Below are 21,872 nucleotides of genomic sequence, written 5' to 3'. Positions count from 1 at the left end.
CAGTCTGATATATGAAATGGATAAGCAAAAGCTTGCAATAATCTAATTTGTAATCTTAACAGACTTAAAATGAAAAAAGAACTTTTGACTCGATTTATGGAGAAGCGAATAGTCGAACTGAAAAAAGAGCAACGTAATGGTACTGCCCATGTATATCAGAGCACTTTAAATCGACTGAAAAAATTTATGAATGGACGTGAAATCACCTTTAGCCAACTGACTCCCGAATGGTTAGCTTTGTTTGAACAGAAACTGCTGGCTGATCAACTTAAATGGAACACTATTTCTACTTACATGCGTATGCTGAGATCTGTGTATAATCAGGCGCTGGAGCGGGGAGTGGCAACTTATGTGCCACGTCTTTTCAATAAAGTGCATACCGGAATTGACTGTCCCGTAAAAAGGGCTGTTTCGCCGGAGGTGATATGTAAACTGATGACGGACCAGAAACCATTGCCGGAAAAATTAGCTTTCAGCCGGGATTTGTTTGTTCTTTTGTTTCTGCTTCGCGGGATGCCGTTTGTAGATCTTGCTTTTTTGCGCAGATGCGATTTACAGGGAAATGTAATTACGTATCACCGGCGCAAAACCAGTCGTAAACTGACTGTGGTGGTGGGCAAAGAGGCAATGGAAATTATACGGAGGTATATGTATGCGATTCCGGATTCACCTTATCTTTTTCCTATTATCCAAAATCCCGGTGAGAATGAATATGGGCAATATACCCGTATGTTGCGTCTTCTGAACCATCGCCTGACACAGGTGGCAAATACCTTGGGAATCAGGGAACGGCTAAGTACTTATGTGGCACGTCATACCTGGGCGACTACGGCACTCCGGCAGAATTATAATTCAAGTTTGATTTGTAATGCTATGGGGCATTCTTCGGTGAAAGTGACTGAGACTTATTTTCAACCTTACAGGGATGATGAGGTAAACCGGATGAATCGTTCTCTTATTACATATATTTTATCGAAGAAGAAAAGAGGAATAGATAAAAATATTAGAAGCTAATCAGTTGATTATTAGTTGAAATATTATCCGTTACTTCGTAGGTAACGGAAGGTGATATCGGCGGCAAATTTAAATATATTTTTTGAAATACGCATAATAAAACAATTATTTTTGCAATAGATATTAAATAACTGAACATTTTTATTGGGTTGTTCTTCGAAAAAGACAACAAAAGATTCTTCCATTTTTCAGGTTGAAAGATGGGAAAGGATTTTATTGTCTTTTTTGAGACCGTAAAGATTCATTTTAGTAAAAACAACTCCTTGAAAGACGCCTCTTTGTCTTGGAATTTGTGTAGACCCGTTACCTACGAAGTAACGGGCAGATCGATTGAGATAAGAAACCAACATTCTGTCTGAATCAAATATTAAGTAGAAACTAAAGTGAATTATTTATGAAAAAGAAATCTGTGTTTTTATGGTCTTTGCTCGCTGCAATGGCCATGAGTGCTTGTTCAGAGCACAATGAACTTCCTTCAGGAGAAGTTCCTGGTGGGAACTCGAAGACTAACTTTATAGTTAAGTTGAACTTTGAAGGAACAAGTATGGAACAAGGAGGTAAGACGAGAGCTGCGCAATCTACTGCAGTGCCGGAAACATCGTGGAGTAAAATCCGTCAGGTGCAGATTTTGCTGTATGACGCAAGCAATATCGTGCGGTTTTCAGATGTAGTTAATCCAACAGACGGGAATACTACTTTTACTTATACAGATGTGCCTGCTGGTACATATACGATGGTTGCTATAGCAAATGCGAAAAGTTCAGCGGATGCTATCAATACCTATTTGGATGGGGGCACAACTCCTGTAGAATGGGGAATGTGGAATGTACGTCAGAAACAGGTGCAGAACATGGTGATGAAATATAAGCCAGGTGCATTCCCTACTTTTTGTTCTGCTGCCTTGGCAGGCAATACGGCCTATACGGAACCTGCCGAGATTTTTATGGGAGCTGTTTCAGGTGTAGTCATTTCTTCGGATGCTACTGCAACTCCATCTCCGATTGCTTTGAAACGTGAAGTCTCTTTGATGCGTGTCCGTCTGAACGTAAAGGATAAAGAAGGAAATACGAATAATGAGAATACCGCCAAAGGGGTTGACTTTACACAAGACGCTTCTATTATGATTTATCGCTTGCCGGATTATCTGAAAGTGATGGCAGGGAATGACGGAGGAGTAAGTGCTACCTCGACTGCTACTAACATATTGTCTATTTCGGATGGTGAAGTCTTTAAAACGGCTGAGCCCGGATCCGGTTATAACCCTGGAGGAACGATTTTAAACGGAAACTTTACGATGTGGAGAGATGTGGTTGTATTCCCCAATAATGGTGGACGCGTTAATGATTCTGCAACTACCGGTACGGCTGACAGACAGCGTCAGTATTTTATAGTGGTATCAGGACGTGGTAAAGCCGGACATATTTTGGGAGATGGTACTGCACTTTCCGATGAAGCTACCGTTTATTGGTCCGGAGTGGTTAAAGAGAATTTTGTACCGAATGTGATTCGTGAAGTAAACCTGACTTTACGTACCGGCGGAAGTACGACTGTACCTGTAACTCCTACGGAATATGGTGGCCTGACAATTACTGTAGGAGCTCCTACACCTTGGGATAGCAATATTGTAAATTCAGATATTATAATGTAAAAACTTTCTTTTTACTCCCCTTGGAATCATGGTCCGGGAGCAGAGAATAGGCAGAAACGCTTGCTGCTCCCGAGAGCCTCGGGGGGAGGATAATGAAATAAACTATAGAACATGAGAAAAAACAGACTTCTCATAGTATTATTTACTGGTGTAGCAGTCTTACTTTCGCTTGCGTCGTGTACATATGATTATTTTGAAGATGAAACGAATTATCAGGTTTTTGTACCCGAGGTTCTGAACAAGACTGTCAGTGATTGTCGAGTGCTGGTCTATAACGATGCCGGAACATTGGTCGGCGCACGTTATGCAACCTCTCCATGGGATAAAGATCCGCGCATGGAGGCGGGCTTGTTTAGTTTTAGGTTAACTCCCGGCGAATATAAAGTATACTGTTATACCAATACGGACAGTCTTACGTTTGTGGACGGGCAACATCTGGATGCTTCTGCTTTTATTCTGAAAAGCAGTTCTACCGGACCGAACAGATATGTACAGCCTTCGGATATATTATTCCAGAAGTTCGTACCCGCAATTGTACATCCGGGCATTTTACAGACCGATACCACAGCATTGGAACGCTATACCGGACGTATAACGGTTCGGTTTAAGAAATTTCCCGGTGATGTATCGCATATAAAGAAGGTACAATTGCTTGCGGAAGGAGCACCTGTGATGCAATACCTCAAAAATGATACTCTGACCGGCCGATTGACTCCCGAGGATAAAATGTTTCATTTCGGAACATTACCCGTACAGGAGAAAGCCGATGTATTAGAGGTAGATCATCGTTTTATTCCTTCTGTGGAGAATGAACCGATGAGGTTGAATTATACATTTCTCGATGAAAATGGAGCAGTTGTCAACCATTTGCCCGTGGAAGTTACGGAAAGGGAGACAGGATTGCCGTTACGGCTATTGCATGGTAAACGTATAATTATTGAAATCGAATCTTATACCGTTATTAAGATATCGGTTGTAGGATGGAACGAAGATATCGAGAGTGGAGATACGGACATGGAATGATACATATATACATATAAAAGAGAATTAGAATGAAATCAGTTATACGACATATTTTGAGTGTCGCCGTTTTATTTTGCTTAATCAGCGGAGTACAGGCACAAAGTGTCAAAGTGAATATTCCTTTTTGGCTGACCGGTTCGCCTAACGTTGGCTTTGAGTATACATTGACGAGGCAACTCACGGTGAACGGTGAAGTGCTATGGATGCCGTATTTATTCAAGAAACATGAAGAAGTGTTTCGGGCACTCCAAAGCAGTGTTGAATTGCGCTATTATGTGAATCCGCGTAACTTCTATACTAATGATTCGTGGGATGGATTTTACATAGGTCCTTATGCCATGTACGGTAACTTTAATATTGGTTTGTTGAAGCATAATGATCCGTTACAGAGTTATCGTCGTAAAGGCTGGGGAGTGTCAGGTGGTATCTCAACCGGATATAAATTTGCTTTCAACTCCCGTTGGGGGCTGGATCTGAATATTGGGCTGGGATATGCGCACCTCCAATATAATAAATATTATTTGGGCGGAGAGTATGTAAATTTCCCTTTGGAACGTAAGAAAACCAAGAGATGGATTGGGCCGACTAAGTTTGGTGTAAATCTTACTTATAATATATTCCGCTAATGTTACTGATAAAAAGTTGCTGAAATGAGAAAGAAGAAGATACAGATTCTCCTGTCGGCTGCCGCATTCCTTTTTTTAATGGGAGGAACTATGCCTTCCGTTGCGCAGGAGCGGAAGATAGGGCGGATAGAACGGCGGGCAGACCGTAATTTTATCAGGCAGAAATTTGATAAAGCGATGGCCCAGTACGAAACGGCTATCAGGCGTGAAAAAGATGAGGACAGTCAGGCTGCGCTTCATCTCAAAACAGCACGTTTGTATTTTATGGTGAGGGAATACGGTCGCGCCTCAGAACATTATGATAAAGCAATGGGGTTGCGTCCGGATCTGCTCGGGGTAGATGATGTCTGTGACTATATAGATGCCTTGCGCTTTCAGGGACAGGCCCGCAAAGCAGAAGCTATCTGCCTGGATAATGCCTATAAGGATATATATAGTCGCTATCAGCGTTATCAGAATACGTTAGAGGCACTTGCCATGCGCCATTCGGTTCAGGAAGACCCCGGATTTTCGGCAAAACGTTTATCACTGAATACACCGAATGCTGAATTTTGGGTTGGAAATTATGGTGAGCAGCCGTTTTATGCCATTAGCTACAGTAAATTCAATGATCCGGGAAAGTTGTTCTTTCATCGTACTCACTATTATGCACTTGACGAAACCGGTGCCGAGGCTCAGAAACCTCCGAGATATTATGGATATTTTCGGAAGATACCTGCTGACTTGCAGAATGGTCCGGTGACCTTTTCGCCGGATATGAAGTCAATGGTAGCTACAGTCATTGAGTACGATAAAGAGAAGACAACAGTGGAGATGGCAGACCGGAAACTACGCCCTTTCCGTACAAAGTTGTTCTATTCTGTGCTAAAGAATAAAAAGAAACGGTTTACGAAGTATGTTCCGGCTTTTCCACAGGAGGAGATGTCTTCGTATGCCCATCCTTACTTATTCAATGAAGGTAAATCATTATTGTTCACTTCCGACATGCCGGGAGGATACGGAGGGTTCGACTTGTATGTTGTTCATTGGGATGACGAGGCCCGGACATGGGGAACCCCTGTAAATCTGGGACCGGATGTCAACACGGAAGGTGATGAGATCTTTCCTGTAATCTATAAAGGACGTCTCATCTTTTCGTCTAACGGGCTGCCGGGATTCGGTGGTTATGACCTGTTCAGTGCTTATTATGATAAGGATGGGGTAGTGCCGGGCAGTATCAGTCATTTTCCCCATCCGGTAAATTCCGTCTTCAACGATTATTATATGTGTCCGCTCGATTTACGAACTGCTTATTTTGTATCCGATCGTGAGATGGCTTCAAGAGATGATATTTATTACCTCCGTACGGTAGAAGATTTAGGTACTCAGCAGGGGATGCCCTTTTACGGGATGAGTGAGGAGAATGCGATTTTGGGTGGCGCTTTGTTGTTGAACGGAGCTACGGAAACAGTTTCTCCGGAGTCTGTTGCATTGAAGCAATATGCACCTGAAGGTTTGCTGATGACTCTTTATTTTGATTTCGATTCGGATGAACTGACCGATGAATCTGTACGGAGGCTTGAGCAGTTTATCAATGAAATGGGTACCTACCAGTTTTCGGAACTGAGGTTCGATGGTTTTGCCGATGAGATAGGAAGTGACAGTTATAACTATTCATTGTCAGAACGAAGGGCAGAGAGTGTTGCAGAGTTCCTGCGCAATCATGGTTTAAATGTACGTTTCGGTATACAGGCCCATGGTAGGATAAAACTTTCTCCGGAAGAGGTGAAAGAGGAAATTGAGTATCATCGCTGGCCGGAGGGAGGTATCGACTGGATACAAGTGAACCGTCGGGCAAGGCGTGTCGAAATATATAATAAGAGGTAGAAATATAAAAAAGTAAACGATATATGAAGAAGACAAGAATTCATAGAGTGTGGATACTGTTCCTGCTGAGCGTCATAGCCTGTCTGCAGGTGAGAGCCCAATATATGCCGGTAGTTTTCGATAAGAAATATGGCGATAAGAACCAGATACAACTGGTATGCCCGTTGGCCGGTGACGAAGTGGCTATGGTAGGCAAAGAGGGACAGAAGTACAATCTGACCTGGATAGGAAGAGAAGGTGAGGTACTCTTTTCGTTACCGTTGGCCGGGTTTACTGCTGTTAATGAGCTGACAGAGTTGGAGGACAATCGTATCCTGCTTGTCGGACAATCTGCTGTGATGAATACAAAAGGCAGAAAGGATAATGTGACGCTGAGCGGACGGGCGGTCATATTAGACCGTAGTGGTCATATTGTTACCAATATTTATGCGGGAGGACAAGGAAGCGAGCTTCTGAAGGGTGCCTTGCTACGAAGCGGATCATTGATACTTTCCGGTATGGAGCCGAAAGGAGGAAGCGGTCGGCAAGGTATTCTCTTGAAAGTAGATAAATCGGGTAGAGTGATTTATCAGTATAAGAACACCGGAAGTGGCTATTGTGACCAGTTTGAGGTGTTGGGCAACACGACTGAATATATCTGTGCGGCTTTCTCCGGAGACAGAGAAAAAGAACAGACGGTGGTGGTCCGGTTAGATGATAAAGGGAAACCTTATTATGTGACTGCCATTCCGGCTAAACGATTTATAGTGACAGGCCTGAACGCCAATATCAATGACGGTTCGGTGATTGTTACCGGTAATTCATCGACAGATGGAGGTATTATTTATAAGATTCGTCCGGAAGGTGATATTGTTTTTGCTAAAACACTGATACCTGCCAACCAGGGATCGGCAACGCTCAACCATTTACGGGTGGCCCGCAATGGTAATATATTAGTAGGAGGCAGTGGTAATAAAGGATATTACGCTTTATTGCGAAATGACGGAACAGCTTTGTACTCGGGTACCTCGAACGGAAGTGTGAGAGGTGTGGGTATGAACCGGACTACCGGCGAATCAGTGGTAACCACTTATGACGTCAACGCACGCAGAGGAACATTTGTCCGTATATTGCCGACAGGAAAAGCTGAGTTTGACCGAACGATTGATGGTAACTTTGATAAGATTAAGGTGACTAACAACGGTGAAGTGTTGCTGCTGTCTTCGGATGAGGGCCGGGTTTGTATGTATTCTGCTACAGGTGAGAAAGAGTTTGACCGTTATGTGACGGATAATAAACCTACCATTTACCGTCAGGCCTTGACTGCATCATCCGGGGAGTTGCTTTTTCTGGGTAGTGGTAGCCGTCTTGTCAAGCTCGGACATGGACTCTATGTCTCGGACGTGAAAATAACCAAGCCGGTAAACGGAACAGCCACCGCTGTGTTTACTGTGACACTGACCGGATATGCCACCACGAAAGAGGGAGCGCCTGTTCCTGTGAGTGTAGGTTATGCCACTCGCGAAGCATCGGCTACAACGGCCAATAACTTTACTCCGGTGAAGGGAAAGCTCTCTTTCACTCCCTCACGCGGAACGGCTGACCGCTATCTGGTGAAACAGGATATTGAGGTTCCGGTAAAGGCGAATGATCTGATCGAAGGTGTGAAGGACTTTGAATTGCTATTGTCGGATGTTCAGCAGAGTTATCTGGTGAAGCCTGTAGGAAAAGCGGTTATCGAAGATCAGCAGGCGGTTGTAAAGTTGGTACGTACGGAGCGCGGAGAAGAGGGATCCAAAGATATTTTATATGAACTGGGATTATTTAAGACCGACGGAACTCCTTTGACTAATGCAACGGGAGCCAATATTATAGTGGATGGCATTTATGGGGAAGGCACAGCCGATGCGCTTGATTTCGATATGGGATTGACGCCGAGAGTGATATTTGCCAATGGTTCGCAAAAGTCATCTTTTAATGTCAGAACATTGGAGGATACCCGCTATGAACTTCCTAAAACCGTGGTGGTGAATTTCAATAAAGTACATAGCCTGAGTGGTTCCAATGTCGCTTTTGATGGTGAATTGTTGAGTTGCAGCGGAATTGTTGTTGATCAGCCGGCACGCCTGGCCATAACTTCACTTGGCGACCACAGAGTAAATAATAATGTGGTGTCAGGCTTCTTCACCGTTTCGCTGTTGCGTGCTTCAGACGGAGCCTTACTGACTAATGCCACAGGTAGTGATATTATCGTTAACTGTGTGACATTGCCCGATGCTACGGCAAAAGAAGGAAAAGACTTTGTCTTTACCAACCTGCATGACCTACGCATCAGTGGAGACGGCAACCATAGTTCGGCCAATGTGAATGGAGTAGTATTGTTCAGTACGGATGCTTTGGAAAAACAGGTGAAACTGAAAATCAAATCTGTAAACCAGCCTACGGGTGCACAGCCGATCAGTGTGTCTGACGCAGAACGTATGGCAGAGTTTACGATCCGGAAATAAAATGATTCTTAGGGATAAGAGTGCCTTGCATTTCAAATGCAAGGTCTTCTTGTCTGCTCAGAAGAAAATGGATGAAAAAAGAACTATGACAGGAAAAAGAATATATACAGGGTTGATGGGCTTGCTGCTTTTTCTGGCGTTTGCTTGTACGGATGACAGGGAATCGCCAGGGGGAACCAATGGTAATCCTTCATTGGTTTTCAGGATGACGAGAGCTTCTGCTGATATTATCAATAATACGCAAGTCTATCTGTTTGATGGAGATGGGGCTGCTGCCGGACAGTTCAGGCAGAAAGTGCCGGATGTGACTTACGCTGCAGACCGTCTTACCATGCCGGTTGCGGCAGGTACGTGGGATATTACGTTGGTCAGTGCCGACAGGGATATAAACAGTGAATTGGTTCAGCCTGTCCGTGGCCAGGGGCGTTCATCACTGAAAATGTGGGAAACCCGTTCCTCCGGTGGAAATTTGCCGTCTATGCCTGAGTTGCGTACGGCTTATATTACCGGACAGCAGGTTATTGCCGGTCAGGATAATGTCGCTTCCGAAACAGCATTACTTTCACGGAACGTTGCATTGGTCAAAGTCGTGATAGCTGATGCCGGAGGACTGGATATCAATGGTACCCACACCATGAAATTGAGCAACGTGCCTACGACTCTTAATTGGGAAGGAGGGTTATACCCCAATAAAAACAACCCTACTGTGAGTGCGGAACCTATGACCGGTACCTTTACTATACATAATAATACTGCAATGGCGGGTCATCAGTATAGTGATACGCTTCGGTTTATTGTGCCGGCCCATAAAGGAACTGATTATCTGAATGCGCTTCCGACAGACACGACTACCAGCCATCTTAAACTGAGTGTCGATCTGGCCAGTGAAGGAGGTACACGTTTCGAGAAGACGGATGTGGTAATTCCTCGGGTTCCACGAGTAAACGGAATTTTGTTGGTACGCATTTTCCTTGGTGGAAAGCTCGATGTCTCTACTGAGATATTGAACTGGCAAGATACACAGTTGGAAGCCGATTTGTCACAGACCCAGCTTTATACGGATAAAGCTTCCGTTGGGCTGGCATTCAAAGACACGATACATGTAAATACCAATGCCCGGGAATATACAGTGGAGAAGGCACCTGAGGCCACGTGGATTACTTCGGTGAAAAAGTTGGATGGGAATGCGGTGGAAATTACTGCTGACCTGGATAGCTATGTGGATAATCATCCGCGTACTTCGTATATTACCATTAAAGCAAATAATGTGACCAAGAAAATACCGGTTACACAAAGACCGGATAGAGGTACTATCAAAGTTAGTGAACATAAACTTATATTTTGTCCTAAAGCACATGAAAATCGCTCGGTGGAGGTTAAGAGTATTGGAGGTGACTGGATATTCTTAGGTAGTAGTCCCAAAGCGACTTCAGACATACAGAGTGGGGTGAAAGGAAATACCACAGTCAACTTTACACGTACTTCGACGATTAAGCCGGATGATTTTGATACTTGTTATGGAGATGGTCAGATTGTTGTGAAGAATAAAACAACGCTTGATACGGATACGATTTCGTTAATGAACTGCTATATCCATGTGGATGATGGGGTAATAAATGCACTTGCTCCAACAGGTTCAGCGCAGACTGCAGTCACTAATTCACAAGATGTGACTGTGTTGGGTGGTAGTAGAAATATTATTTTCGATTCATGGGAGTCCTGGATTCATAGTGATTTGAGATGGAATCCGTTAACGCAAGTGCTGACTATGACAACCGACCGTGAACCTTCCGATGAGGCTCGTGACGGATCATTAACTTTCCATCATGCCGATTGCCCGGATTATCAGGTTACGGTTAAAGTACACCAGGATATTATAGTGACAATTCCTCCTTTCGACTATTTTGTTGTTAAATTTATGTGGGATAGGTCTGATGTGGATATTGCGGTTGAATTCCAAGGTAATAATGTATCTGGTGATGGAAGTAATAATTCTTCTTATGATAAAAAGCCTGTTGGATGGAGCAAGAATCAGACTGTTAATTATAATAGCAAACTGCTGCTACAGTGGGGTGGTGATGCACGTCAAGGACAGGGAGAAACTGCATTTTTTAATGCCCCTGTATTGGAAGGCGATGTAAACTCTCCCCGAAAAATAAAATTGGATGTTTATGCAACATGGTATAGTTCAGGGATAGCACCTGCTCCTATGACTTTTGAAATGACTGCCTATAAAGGAGGAACAATGTCTAAAGGAACTGCTGAAACCGGGGATTATAATAAATATAATTATTATAATGAAGGTGGTGAAAGGTTGTATAATGATACTTATCGGGTACTTATTACTACTACCGGAGGTAATGGAACGTATGATCAAGGAGGTTATACAAAAGTTGCAACAATTGTATATGACCGTATTAAACATTCGGCATCTGTAACAGTACTTGCTGCTGCCCCTGCCAATACTCGCTCATCTCATTCGGTAAAGGTGCCGTTCCGACCGGAAGAAAAGCCCTTCTGGACTCCCGTAATCGTGAATACCTATTCCGATAATTATCAGGGGGAGAGGAAATAGATTTTAGTGTAAACAATGAAAATGCGCTATAGTATGAAAATACAATATATAATAGGTATACTGGTTGCCCTTCTGTTTGTCTCGTGTAGTCATGAGGAAGAGGAACAGAAACCCGCTTATGGGAAGATAGATGTTGCTGTTTCGGTAACCTTGCCGCAACCGGAGTCAGTGAATACGCTTACTCGTGCCGGTGGCCCGTATACGGATACCGATATTAAGAACGTAGACTTGCTGATATTCGACAAAGACGCAAAGTTTATGGAGCGTGTCAAAGTAGAGAATGACAGGTTGGTTGTTACCGGAACGGGGATTAATTTCACAGTCCGTTTGGATGCCACTTCGGAACGGCGTATCATTCATCTGGTTGCAAACGGGCGGAGTGCTGATGGCACTTCGGATCGCTTGAACTTTGGTGATATAACTCCGGGTATGGCAGAAAATGCGGCTATCTCTTCTTTGCAGACAGCCTCGCTCGAACATGTGGATGAAGGAGAGAGCACATTGCTAAACCATGTGATGCCTTTGGTCATGTGGGGACGTTTTGCTCTCAACGGAATCAATATCGTGACGAAAGCAGAGGGTGTGAAACTGTTGCGTTCCACTGCCTGTATACAAGTGAAGAAGGGTAGTGGGGGTGTAAATACCGGACTGGATGATTTTTTCATCGAAGGAATTACCGTACATCAGGGAGCCTGTCATGGCTTCCTGGCTCCGACCGATTGCACAGGAGAAGTTAACACTCCCGTTACCGCAAATCCGGTTACCGGTGGAACCTATCTGGATTATCGTAAGGGGTGGGTCAATAGTGCTGAACCTTCTTTATACATATACGAGCGTAACTGTCCGGCTTCCGACTATATGGGAGTAGTGATTGCAGCCCGGTATAAGGGAAAAAAGGGCTATTATAAGGTAGTAATGACCGGTAACAACGGAGCTCCTCTGAACATTGTACGTAACCACCGTTATATTGTTATGGTGGTGGGCGTCAATGGTCCGGGATATGAAAATCCGGATATTGCTGTGGCTTCTGCACCTTCGAATGCTCTGAAAGTGGAGTTGACGGATGAAGACACGGATTTGCCCTGTATTGTGGCCGACGGTGAATACCGTATGGCATCGTCTAATAATGTATTCAGCCTATATGGAAAAACAGGTGTGACTACATCGGCGACGGGCGTAGATATTTGTACCGTATATTCCAGCCGTGGTGTTCAGCCGGTTCTGACCCTACCTGCCGATTGTAATTGGCTGGCCAATCTGTCTGCACAAGCTTTAGGAAGTAATAAGTATAAAATAACAGGGGATTTTACCTCACTGGCCAATAGTGCCGTATCTACAACCTTGACTATGACGTGTGATAATCTGTCTCAGCCGGTTCGTGTCAGTTGGAATCCCATTATATCGGACCAGAAAGATACCGATTCGTTTGTTTTCGATTTGGTTGGTTCAACCGACCGTAACTGGACGGTCCGGGTATTGAATCCGACGTCTGCCGGCTGGCTCTTTCTGCACCCATCCGCCGCATCTCCCGGAGCATTTCCGGGAGACGGTATGGTGTCGGAACTCAGTAGCAAATATAGTTCGCATGCTTATTTGCACGTAGCTTTCGGAGCGAACAGGAGAGGGACTGTACTGATGACTTCCGCCTCCGGCGGGGAAACTGTAGCCCGTAAGATAGTAGTTATTCAATAGAACGTTGCGGTAGTATGACCCTGGAAGAGATATTGCAAATAGAAGCACAGAATGTTGATTGTATTTTCCTGTATCAGGAAGAAGGAGCATGGTATGCCTATGAACATTCTGCCTTTTATTGTTATTCTCTTCTGGGCATACTTGATATAGACTGGTTGCCCTGTCCGGACGGAACTACTTCCGGACGAAAAACAATCAGGGTGCGTGTTTCCGAACCGGATAAGTTTTTATGTACACCTCTATTGCGTCTGATGCGGAAGCGTAAAACTGAATATGTTGTTTTATGCAAAATTTCGTGTGGAGGTTTTTACTACTGGCGGGAACAGCAGCAAATGAAATTTCGTGTATTACAGGAAAGAGAAAGCTCTTGTACGAAGGTAAATGAACATGCTGAATGATTAATCTTATCCTCTGTAGCCTTGAAAAGGCAGCTTTTTCACGAGCATACTCTTTGTATGCTATCTTTAGTGATATTCATCGGTATAGCCTGTGAAGGCTGTTGATGAATTATTGTTTGTTTTGTTTGTGTGCGCCCCTTCCGTATTTTAGCGAAAATACCGGAAGGGGCTTTTTACACAGATTGAATAAGTTTTTATTTGTCCAGAGTAATGATAAAACGGCGAAGATAAACTTCTTGTTCCGTATTGCCGGTATTGCTGAAACGGACAGCTTTCACCGGAGCTTGTTTCAGGTTAAGCGTGATCCGGTTCTTTTCCTGTTTGAAGTCAGCTTTTTGCCATTCTTTGCCATCGGCTGAAACTTCAAGTCGTCCCCAGGCGGCTACATCCGGTTTGCCGAAATCTATATCCAGGCTCTGTCCCGGATAGGCTTGATCCAGTTCGATGGTCAACGTACGTCCCGCTCCCCATTTGATTACTTCGTTGGCAGGCGATACCAATATACGGTTTGTTTTGATCTGTAACGGCTGATTGCGTAGTTGCTCTACGTCACTCGTCAGTTTGTGAGGCATATAGTCCGTTGCGGCATCCAGCTGCGTACCGTTTTGCTTGTTATAGCGTTCGGTCACCGTAGTGAACGTTTGGTCGATCAGTGGTTTGATCACTTTAGTTGCTGTTTTTACACCCGGCTGGTAAGGGTTTTGGTTATAAGTCTGGTCCACTTGGAACATCTGTTGTTGCAGTGCTTTCACATGGCGGTACTTCCGGATAAAAAGTGAGTTGTCGCCTTCTTTGTAAGCTTTGACCATAGACAATACTTCTTGTCCGGTTTCACCCAATAATTTGAATTGACGGAGCCAAGGCATCATTTCTGCAATCAAAGGTTGGTTTTCGGTGTTGGTCATCAGAATATCACCGGACTCTGTCATCTTGCCGAAGGTTGCTTTCAAGGAGTTGAAGTCTGCTTCGGTATACGAGCCGTTTTTCAGATAGCTGTCGAGAAAAAGCTTAGCTACAGGCTGTAATTCAACCGATTCGTCCCGGCGGTATTTATGTCCGTTCGGACCCAGGTCAGAGTTGTGTGCGGCGAAGAATTCCAGTTCCTCCGCAGCACTCGGCAAAATGGTGCGTATGGCATCTTTCCATGTCTGTTCGCTGTCATATTTTTCCGGATTCCATGCATAACTGGCTACACTGTAAATTGCTATTTTAGATGCTTCGGCATGTTCCATCGGGTTGGTGACGAAGCCTGACATCTGATCGGCAATCTGGGTGTCGTTGCCGTAAACCGGTCCGAGCAGCAAATGGTCGCGTACGTAATCGGATACCGGAAAATTCCACCAGATATACGCCGGGCGCTTGATGCGCTTGTTGATCCAGGCAATACCATCTTTGGTTATGTCGGAAATCACACGGTCGCCCGTCCACATAATCTGGATAGAAGGGTTCAGTTTTTCACCCAAAGTAGTCAGGTAATTACCTTTCGGGTTCGACCAGCTTTTGTTATATTCGGTAGGGCACATGACCAGCGGGGTAACGTCCGGTTTGGCCTTTACAAATTTCTCGTCAATGTAGTTCAGTAGTTCAGCCTGTTTGTTCGGGTTGGTTCCTTCCCCCGAAATATCATCGAAGAATACTGCGAACGAACGTACTCCCAGATCATACATCTTCTCGAATTTAGCCAGCAGCAGATCACGGTCTTCCTGATTCCATTTGATATCTTGTCCCGGGTGAATGGCCCATACAAAGTCCACTTCGTTTTCATTGGCCACTTTTACTAACTCCTGTAACTGAAGCGCCTCTTTTTCCGGATAAGGCAAACGCCAGTTGGGGGAACTGTGATACGGGTCGTCTTTAGGACCATAGATATAGGTATTCATCTTATTTTCTCCGTAGAATTTCAACTGACGGAGACGGGCTTCGTGGCTCCATGGAGTTCCATAGAATCCTTCGACTACACCGCGGAAGCGGATGGAAGGATAGTCCTTGATTTCAACTACAGGCAATTGGTTATTGTTCAGCAGTTGTGATAGGGTTTGCAAAGCATAGAAGGTTCCCCGTTCGTCTTGTCCGGCCAATACGATTTCTTTGTCGTTGACAGCTAAATAATATCCTTCTTTCTGATTGGGAATTTGCCGGGCGAATTTACGGATAGCTTTATCCCCTTTTTCACCGATATAGATGCGAATTCCGTCCTTATCTGTCTTTTTTCCGGCAAGTAAAGCTTTCAGTGCACTGACGGCATGCGGGTTTGCTTCTGTTTCTCCGACAATCAGATAGGTATCCGGCAGACTCAGAGCCTGCGTTTCCGAAAGAATCTGTTGTGGTTGTGGTTGAATACTTGTGTTCTGGGCCGAAGCACTGACGCCCAAAAGGAGCCAGGCTCCCAGTAAGTAGAGTCGTTTAATCTTCATTTTAGGTAAAATGTTAGTTTTTCAGGTTTTAGTGACAGTACAAAAGTAAGAAAAAAAGTGTATACTCCCGTTTTTCTATTAATTTTGTTCCTTTGAAACATTGAAATAAGGAAAGAAGTCTATGCTGATACTTTTATCTTGCGCCAAAACCATGAGTGACGTTTCGAAAGTGAAAACGCCTCTCACCACATTTCCCCGCTTCCGGAAGGAGGCAGCGGAGGTCGCTTTGCAAATGTCTCAATTCTCTGTCGGAGAGTTGGAGCGCCTGTTGCGGGTAAATGCTAAGATTGCTGTTGAGAATTATAAGCGCTATCAGGACTTTCATTCCGAAGCGACTCGGGAGCTGCCTGCGCTGTTGGCTTATACCGGGATTGTTTTTAAAAGACTTTCTCCCAAAGATTTTTCGGATGAAGATTTCCGATATGCTCAGGACCATTTGAGGTTGACTTCGTTTTGCTATGGGCTGCTGCGTCCTCTCGACGTGATTCGACCTTACAGGCTCGAAGGAGATGTCCGATTGCCCGAACCCGGTACCCGAACCATGTTTGAGTATTGGAAGCCGGTTCTTACCGACTTGTTTATAGAAGATATTAAAAAAGCCGGTGGGATACTTTGTAATCTGGCGAGTGACGAGATGCGGGGACTTTTTGATTGGAAACGGGTGGAGAGAGAGGTCCGTGTGGTGACTCCTGAGTTTCACGTCTGGAAAAACGGGAAACTGGCTACAGTAGTGGTCTACACTAAAATGTCGAGGGGAGAGATGACCCGTTACATCCTGAAAAACCGGATAGAATCCGTTGACCAGTTGAAAACATTTGCTTGGGAAGGATTTGAGTTCAACGAACAGCTTTCGGATGAAAAGAAATATGTATTTACGAACGGAAAAACAGAATAATCCAAATGACTGAAATAGAAAAAATGCGTAGTGGCGAACTGGCTGATATGTCAGCACCCGAGTTGCAGGTACGGTTTGAGCATGCTAAAAAGTTATTGGCACAGATGTGGGGACTGAGTACGTATGACGATACTTACAGGGAGTTACTTGAGGAGCTGGTGCCCGACCTTCCGCCTACCTCTGTTATTTGCCCGCCTTTTCATTGTGACCATGGTGACGGCATCCGTCTGGGCGAACATGTATTTGTTAATGCCAATTGTATCTTCCTTGACGGAGCATTCATCACTATCGGAAGTCATACACTGATAGGTCCGTGTGTGCAAATCTATACTCCACATCATCCGATGGACTATCTGGAACGCCGTAATCCCAAGGAATATGCTTATCCGGTTACTATTGGTGAAGATTGCTGGATTGGGGGCGGAGCGGTCATTTGCCCTGGGGTGACGATAGGTGACCGTTGCGTGATTGGAGCCGGTAGCGTGGTTACAAAAGATATACCGGATGATTGTGTGGCGGTAGGCAATCCCGCACGTGTTATTCGGCGGCAGGCATCGGACGGATAACCTAAGTTAGGTTCTTCTTCAAAATTTGGTAGTAAGTTTTCTTTTACTCATGGAAATCTAATTCAGTTTTCGGAAGTGTAAGCCCTCGTTTATAGTTGATAAAAAAGCAAGTATCCCGGCTTTCCTCCGAAGAGTCCATCCGTGAGATGAAGAAGCGAATTTTAGAATAAACCATCTGAAAATCAATATCTTTAAAAAGTAAGATTTCTATCCTCAAAACTTTGTTTTAACACAGAGTTAAAGCTTGTTCTTTGGATGTGAATAACAAGTTCTTTAAATGCAAAAGACTTGTTATTTACGCATAAGAACCTGACAACCTGCAAAAGGCGTTAACAATGTTAATTGAAGAAAGGTATAAGGATGAAGATACCGGTCCGGACGGCGTAAATTCACTTCCGAGACTTGAGCAATCTTATTCAGCCGGTGTCTGTTTTTTCCTATTAAAGCAAGCAAAAAGGACAATTATCAACTTGAAAATAAAGAAATAAAGAATTTACCACCTAATTTGAAGAAGAATCCTATAGTTACTGAGAAAACAAACGAAGTAAAACAAAATGGATTCTATTGTTTGAAAAACAGAGACTTACTGATGATGTTGGAAACTTTTTGAAAAAAAAGATCGTAAATAATTTGTAGATTTCGAGAAAAGCGATACCTTTGCATCGCTTTTAAAAGGAAAGTGTACGGGCGTTTAGCTCAGCTGGTTCAGAGCATCTGCCTTACAAGCAGAGGGTCGGCGGTTCGAATCCGTCAACGCCCACAGCCGAACACTTTCGAAGAAGAATATATGGGCGTTTAGCTCAGCTGGTTCAGAGCATCTGCCTTACAAGCAGAGGGTCGGCGGTTCGAATCCGTCAACGCCCACATTGAAAAGAGATTCAATTTTGCTATATATTCTTTGAGAAAGATACATCGGGCGTTTAGCTCAGCTGGTTCAGAGCATCTGCCTTACAAGCAGAGGGTCGGCGGTTCGAATCCGTCAACGCCCACAACATAGAGTCCTTGCAGAATATTTCTGTGAGGACTTTCTTTTTTATGGCTGATCTGGTTGCGGTGTATTAATTCAAGTTATTTTTTATAAGAAAACGACGGGAAAGTTGGTGAAAAAGTGATTTATTTCTTTACTTTGCTTCATCAACAAACCTATTAATGCTACCATGCGAACAAAATCTATTTATTTACTTTTGCTATTGGCTATCATGCCATTATGTGCATTCTCGCAGTCAAAGTCTGCGTTTGAAATCAAAGACGGACATTTCTATCGTAATGGAAAAGTGACACCTGTTCTTTCTGGTGAAATGCACTATGCCCGTATCCCTCATCAATATTGGCGTCATCGTTTACAGATGATGAAAGGTATGGGGTTGAATACGGTTGCGACTTATGTTTTCTGGAATCTTCATGAACCGGAGCCGGGGAAGTGGGATTTTACCGGTGACAAGAATTTGGCCGAGTTTATAAAAACAGCCGGTGAAGAGGGAATGATGGTTATTTTACGCCCCGGCCCTTATGTTTGTGCCGAGTGGGAATTTGGCGGCTATCCCTGGTGGCTGCAGAATGTGAAAGGAATGGAAGTCAGGAGAGATAATCCGGAGTTTCTGAAATATACAAAGGCATATATTGACCGGCTTTATAAGGAAGTGGGCGATTTGCAGTGCACAAAAGGTGGCCCGATCGTGATGGTGCAGTGTGAGAACGAGTTTGGTTCGTACGTTGCCCAACGAAAAGATATACCTTTGGAAGAGCATCGTGCTTATAATGCCAAAATTAAACAGCAATTGGCTGACGCAGGATTTAATGTACCCTTGTTTACCTCTGATGGCAGCTGGCTTTTTGAAGGCGGAGCTACACCGGGTGCCTTGCCTACAGCGAATGGCGAAAGTGATATTGAGAACTTGAAAAAGGTGGTTAATCAATATCATGATGGTAAGGGACCGTATATGGTTGCTGAGTTCTATCCGGGTTGGTTGTCGCATTGGGCGGAACCGTTTCCACAGGTGGGTGCTTCCGGAATTGCACGTCAGACCGAGAAATATCTGCAGAATGACGTATCTTTCAATTTCTATATGGTGCATGGAGGAACTAATTTCGGCTTTACAAGTGGTGCTAATTATGATAAGAAACGTGATATTCAGCCGGATCTGACCAGTTATGATTATGATGCTCCTATCAGTGAAGCTGGTTGGGTGACTCCGAAGTATGATTCAATCCGTAACGTGATCAGAAAATACGTTAAATACACGGTCCCCGAGGCTCCGGCTCCAAATCCGGTTATTGAGATCCCCTCTATCAAATTGACCAAAGTTGCTGATGTATTGGCATTCGCCGAAAAGCAAAAGCCGGTGTCGGCCGATACTCCTTTGACTTTTGAGCAGTTGAATCAAGGGTATGGATATGTGTTATATACCCGTCATTTTAATCAACCTATCAGTGGAACGCTTGAGATACCGGGACTGCGTGACTATGCGGTTGTGTATGTGGATGGAGAGCAGGTAGGTGTGTTGAACCGGAATACCAAGACTTATTCAATGGAGATTGAGGTGCCGTTTAATGCTACTTTGCAGATACTGGTTGAAAATATGGGACGTATTAATTATGGTAGTGAAATTGTGCATAATACCAAGGGTATCATTAGTCCGGTCAAGATAGCGGGTAAGGAAATTACAGGTGAGTGGGATATGTATCAGTTGCCGATGAGCGAAATGCCCGACCTGGCAAAACTGAAAGCTGATGCACATGCGAATGTGCCTGCTGAGGCCGCAAAACTGAAAGGTTGTCCGGTGCTTTATGAAGGGACCTTTACGTTGGATAACGTCGGAGATACATTTATCGATATGGAAAATTGGGGAAAAGGTATCATCTTTGTAAATGGTGTCAACATCGGGCGCTATTGGAAGGTGGGACCGCAGCAAACCCTTTATATCCCGGGAGTGTGGTTGAAGAAAGGAACAAATAAGATTGTTATTTTTGAACAATTGAATGAAGTTCCTCAGGCCGAGGTGAAGACGGTGAAGACACCGGTGCTGATGAAACTGAATAATTGATGATGAATGATTGACGGACTGTGATCGACACGGAATAATAAGTGATCAGCGATAAATGAGGAACGGTGAACTGCTTGCGGCAATATTATAATGCGGGCTGTTCACCGTTTGTCATAGATCACTCATCGTTATTTTAGTCTCTTTTATACAAACTTTCTCACTCCTTATGCCTTATAACTCAGGAAAAAGAGTTAATTTTGCAACCTGATAATTATCTAAACGACAATATGAAACTTGATTTACTTACGGCCATATCTCCGATTGACGGCCGATATAGAGGCAAGGCTGAAGCTTTAGCGGCATATTTTTCCGAATATGCGTTGATTAAATACCGCGTGCAGGTAGAAGTAGAGTATTTTATTACTTTGTGTGAACTTCCGTTGCCGCAACTGAAAGGAATTGATAAGAGTGTGTTCGAGTCATTACGCAATATCTATCGTAATTTTACGGAAGCCGATGCACAGCGCATTAAAGAGATTGAAAGTGTGACTAATCACGATGTAAAGGCCGTAGAGTATTTCCTGAAAGAAGAGTTTGATAAGTTAGGCGGGTTGGACAAATACAAGGAATTTATCCATTTCGGACTGACCTCGCAGGATATTAACAATACTTCAATTCCTCTCTCTATCAAAGAGGCGTTGGAGCAGGTTTATTATCCGCTGATTGAGGAACTGATTGCTCAGTTGAAGACATATGCTGCCGAATGGGAAACTATTCCGATGCTTGCCAAAACTCACGGTCAGCCGGCATCTCCGACACGCTTGGGTAAAGAAGTCATGGTTTTTGTTTACCGATTGGAACGCCAGTTGGCAACTCTGAAGGCATGTCCTGTAACAGCTAAGTTCGGTGGTGCAACCGGAAATTATAATGCACACCATGTGGCTTATCCCGAATATGATTGGAAAGCATTCGGAAATCGCTTTGTTGCAGAGAAACTGGGATTGGAACGCGAAGAATATACAACACAGATTTCAAATTATGATAACCTGTCGGCTATCTTCGATGCCATGAAACGTATTAATACGGTAATGATTGATATGAACCGTGACTTCTGGCAGTATATCTCAATGGAATATTTCAAGCAGAAAATCAAGGCCGGAGAGGTAGGATCGAGCGCAATGCCGCATAAGGTGAATCCGATTGACTTTGAAAATGCGGAGGGTAACTTGGGTATGGCTAATGCTATTCTGGAACACCTCGCAGTGAAACTTCCCGTATCACGTTTGCAGCGTGACTTGACGGATTCTACCGTATTGCGTAATGTAGGTACTCCGTTCGGACATATTGTGATCGCTATCCAGAGTTCGTTGAAGGGATTGCGCAAGCTGTTGCTGAACGAGACCGCAATCTGCCGTGACCTCGATAACTGTTGGAGTGTAGTGGCTGAGGCTATTCAGACTATTCTTCGTCGTGAGGCTTACCCGCATCCGTACGAAGCCCTGAAGGCATTGACTCGTACCAATCAGGCTATTACAGAAGCTTCGATCAAGGAGTTTATCGAAGGACTGGATGTCAGTGAAGAAATAAAAAAAGAATTAAGAGTAATCACTCCCCATTCGTATACGGGAATTTAAGGGTGATTATTGTTATATATAATATAAGTGTTTGAAATCAGGCCGTGAGGC

General features: G+C 44.0%; 14 protein-coding genes and 3 tRNA genes. 16 read left to right on the top strand and 1 reads right to left on the bottom strand.

Features of this window, described 5'->3' with window-relative positions:
- The first annotated feature begins 69 nt into the window (after positions 1 to 69).
- From DBK98_RS01545 to DBK98_RS01505, 9 genes are all read left to right on the top strand, one after another.
- Complete coding sequence (locus tag DBK98_RS01545) at positions 70 to 1,014, top strand: Tsr15 family tyrosine-type DNA invertase (protein ID WP_005811206.1); 945 nt, start codon at positions 70 to 72, stop codon at positions 1,012 to 1,014.
- Positions 1,015 to 1,408: 394 nt separating this feature from the next.
- Positions 1,409 to 2,662 carry a FimB/Mfa2 family fimbrial subunit gene (locus DBK98_RS01540; protein WP_032536213.1) on the top strand — a complete coding sequence of 418 codons (1,254 nt, stop codon included), beginning with the start codon at positions 1,409 to 1,411 and terminating at the stop codon, positions 2,660 to 2,662.
- A 111-nt stretch (positions 2,663 to 2,773) separates the two neighbouring features.
- Positions 2,774 to 3,685, top strand: a complete 912-nt coding sequence (locus DBK98_RS01535) for a FimB/Mfa2 family fimbrial subunit (RefSeq protein WP_032536212.1) — start codon at positions 2,774 to 2,776, stop codon at positions 3,683 to 3,685.
- A 29-nt stretch (positions 3,686 to 3,714) separates the two neighbouring features.
- A complete protein-coding gene (locus DBK98_RS01530; protein ID WP_005811199.1) occupies positions 3,715 to 4,311 on the top strand; it encodes a DUF3575 domain-containing protein in 597 nt (198 codons plus the stop codon).
- A 24-nt stretch (positions 4,312 to 4,335) separates the two neighbouring features.
- Positions 4,336 to 6,177, top strand: a complete 1,842-nt coding sequence (locus DBK98_RS01525; protein ID WP_032536211.1) for an OmpA family protein — start codon at positions 4,336 to 4,338, stop codon at positions 6,175 to 6,177.
- A gap of 23 nt (positions 6,178 to 6,200) precedes the next feature.
- Positions 6,201 to 8,663 carry a Calx-beta domain-containing protein gene (locus tag DBK98_RS01520; protein ID WP_022011537.1) on the top strand — a complete coding sequence of 821 codons (2,463 nt, stop codon included), beginning with the start codon at positions 6,201 to 6,203 and terminating at the stop codon, positions 8,661 to 8,663.
- Positions 8,602 to 11,238: a BACON domain-containing protein gene (locus DBK98_RS01515; RefSeq protein WP_032536210.1), complete on the top strand. Its 2,637-nt coding sequence runs from the start codon at positions 8,602 to 8,604 to the stop codon at positions 11,236 to 11,238. Before DBK98_RS01520 ends, DBK98_RS01515 begins: the two co-directional genes overlap by 62 nt.
- Before the next feature lie 33 nt (positions 11,239 to 11,271).
- The gene (locus DBK98_RS01510; protein ID WP_033572506.1) at positions 11,272 to 12,930 is read left to right on the top strand and encodes a FimB/Mfa2 family fimbrial subunit; all 1,659 of its coding nucleotides are present in this window, start codon (positions 11,272 to 11,274) and stop codon (positions 12,928 to 12,930) included.
- Between the two features lie 14 nt (positions 12,931 to 12,944).
- The gene (locus tag DBK98_RS01505) at positions 12,945 to 13,328 is read left to right on the top strand and encodes a hypothetical protein (protein ID WP_005782415.1); all 384 of its coding nucleotides are present in this window, start codon (positions 12,945 to 12,947) and stop codon (positions 13,326 to 13,328) included.
- A gap of 194 nt (positions 13,329 to 13,522) precedes the next feature.
- On the opposite strand, the gene DBK98_RS01500 is transcribed toward DBK98_RS01505, so the two are convergent.
- On the bottom strand, positions 13,523 to 15,742 hold the full coding sequence (locus DBK98_RS01500; RefSeq protein WP_005811185.1) for a beta-N-acetylglucosaminidase: 2,220 nt from the start codon (positions 15,740 to 15,742) through the stop codon (positions 13,523 to 13,525).
- Positions 15,743 to 15,863: 121 nt separating this feature from the next.
- Between DBK98_RS01500 and yaaA the strand changes: the two genes are divergently transcribed.
- The 7 genes from yaaA (at position 15,864) to purB (ending at position 21,821) form a co-directional block, all read left to right on the top strand.
- On the top strand, positions 15,864 to 16,637 hold the full coding sequence (gene yaaA / locus DBK98_RS01495; protein ID WP_005811183.1) for a peroxide stress protein YaaA: 774 nt from the start codon (positions 15,864 to 15,866) through the stop codon (positions 16,635 to 16,637).
- Between the two features lie 5 nt (positions 16,638 to 16,642).
- Entirely contained in the window at positions 16,643 to 17,203 is a 561-nt protein-coding gene (locus tag DBK98_RS01490; protein ID WP_032536209.1) for a sugar O-acetyltransferase, read from the top strand.
- Between the two features lie 685 nt (positions 17,204 to 17,888).
- Positions 17,889 to 17,963 (top strand) — tRNA-Val (locus tag DBK98_RS01485).
- A 29-nt stretch (positions 17,964 to 17,992) separates the two neighbouring features.
- Positions 17,993 to 18,067: transfer RNA gene (locus DBK98_RS01480), tRNA-Val, on the top strand.
- A 50-nt stretch (positions 18,068 to 18,117) separates the two neighbouring features.
- A tRNA-Val gene (locus tag DBK98_RS01475) sits at positions 18,118 to 18,192 on the top strand.
- Between the two features lie 168 nt (positions 18,193 to 18,360).
- Positions 18,361 to 20,247, top strand: coding sequence for a beta-galactosidase family protein (locus tag DBK98_RS01470; RefSeq protein ID WP_032536208.1), 1,887 nt, complete (start codon positions 18,361 to 18,363; stop codon positions 20,245 to 20,247).
- A gap of 227 nt (positions 20,248 to 20,474) precedes the next feature.
- Positions 20,475 to 21,821, top strand: coding sequence for an adenylosuccinate lyase (gene purB, locus DBK98_RS01465; protein WP_032536233.1), 1,347 nt, complete (start codon positions 20,475 to 20,477; stop codon positions 21,819 to 21,821).
- Positions 21,822 to 21,872: the final 51 nt, after the last annotated feature.

The organism is Bacteroides sp. PHL 2737 (assembly GCF_004115325.2).
GTDB lineage: Bacteria > Bacteroidota > Bacteroidia > Bacteroidales > Bacteroidaceae > Bacteroides > Bacteroides hominis.
The sequence above is the reverse complement of the archived record's forward strand: the minus strand, read 5'-3'. Positions and strand labels throughout refer to the sequence as shown.

Coding starts and splice junctions, on each gene's coding strand:
- DBK98_RS01530 (WP_005811199.1), top strand. CDS start 3,715: ATGAAATCAGTTATACGACATATTTTGAGTGTCGCCGTTTTATTTTGC.
- DBK98_RS01470 (WP_032536208.1), top strand. CDS start 18,361: ATGCGAACAAAATCTATTTATTTACTTTTGCTATTGGCTATCATGCCA.
- yaaA (WP_005811183.1), top strand. CDS start 15,864: ATGCTGATACTTTTATCTTGCGCCAAAACCATGAGTGACGTTTCGAAA.
- DBK98_RS01510 (WP_033572506.1), top strand. CDS start 11,272: ATGAAAATACAATATATAATAGGTATACTGGTTGCCCTTCTGTTTGTC.
- DBK98_RS01505 (WP_005782415.1), top strand. CDS start 12,945: ATGACCCTGGAAGAGATATTGCAAATAGAAGCACAGAATGTTGATTGT.
- DBK98_RS01545 (WP_005811206.1), top strand. CDS start 70: ATGAAAAAAGAACTTTTGACTCGATTTATGGAGAAGCGAATAGTCGAA.
- DBK98_RS01540 (WP_032536213.1), top strand. CDS start 1,409: ATGAAAAAGAAATCTGTGTTTTTATGGTCTTTGCTCGCTGCAATGGCC.
- purB (WP_032536233.1), top strand. CDS start 20,475: ATGAAACTTGATTTACTTACGGCCATATCTCCGATTGACGGCCGATAT.
- DBK98_RS01490 (WP_032536209.1), top strand. CDS start 16,643: ATGACTGAAATAGAAAAAATGCGTAGTGGCGAACTGGCTGATATGTCA.
- DBK98_RS01535 (WP_032536212.1), top strand. CDS start 2,774: ATGAGAAAAAACAGACTTCTCATAGTATTATTTACTGGTGTAGCAGTC.
- DBK98_RS01500 (WP_005811185.1), bottom strand. CDS start 15,742: ATGAAGATTAAACGACTCTACTTACTGGGAGCCTGGCTCCTTTTGGGC.
- DBK98_RS01525 (WP_032536211.1), top strand. CDS start 4,336: ATGAGAAAGAAGAAGATACAGATTCTCCTGTCGGCTGCCGCATTCCTT.
- DBK98_RS01520 (WP_022011537.1), top strand. CDS start 6,201: ATGAAGAAGACAAGAATTCATAGAGTGTGGATACTGTTCCTGCTGAGC.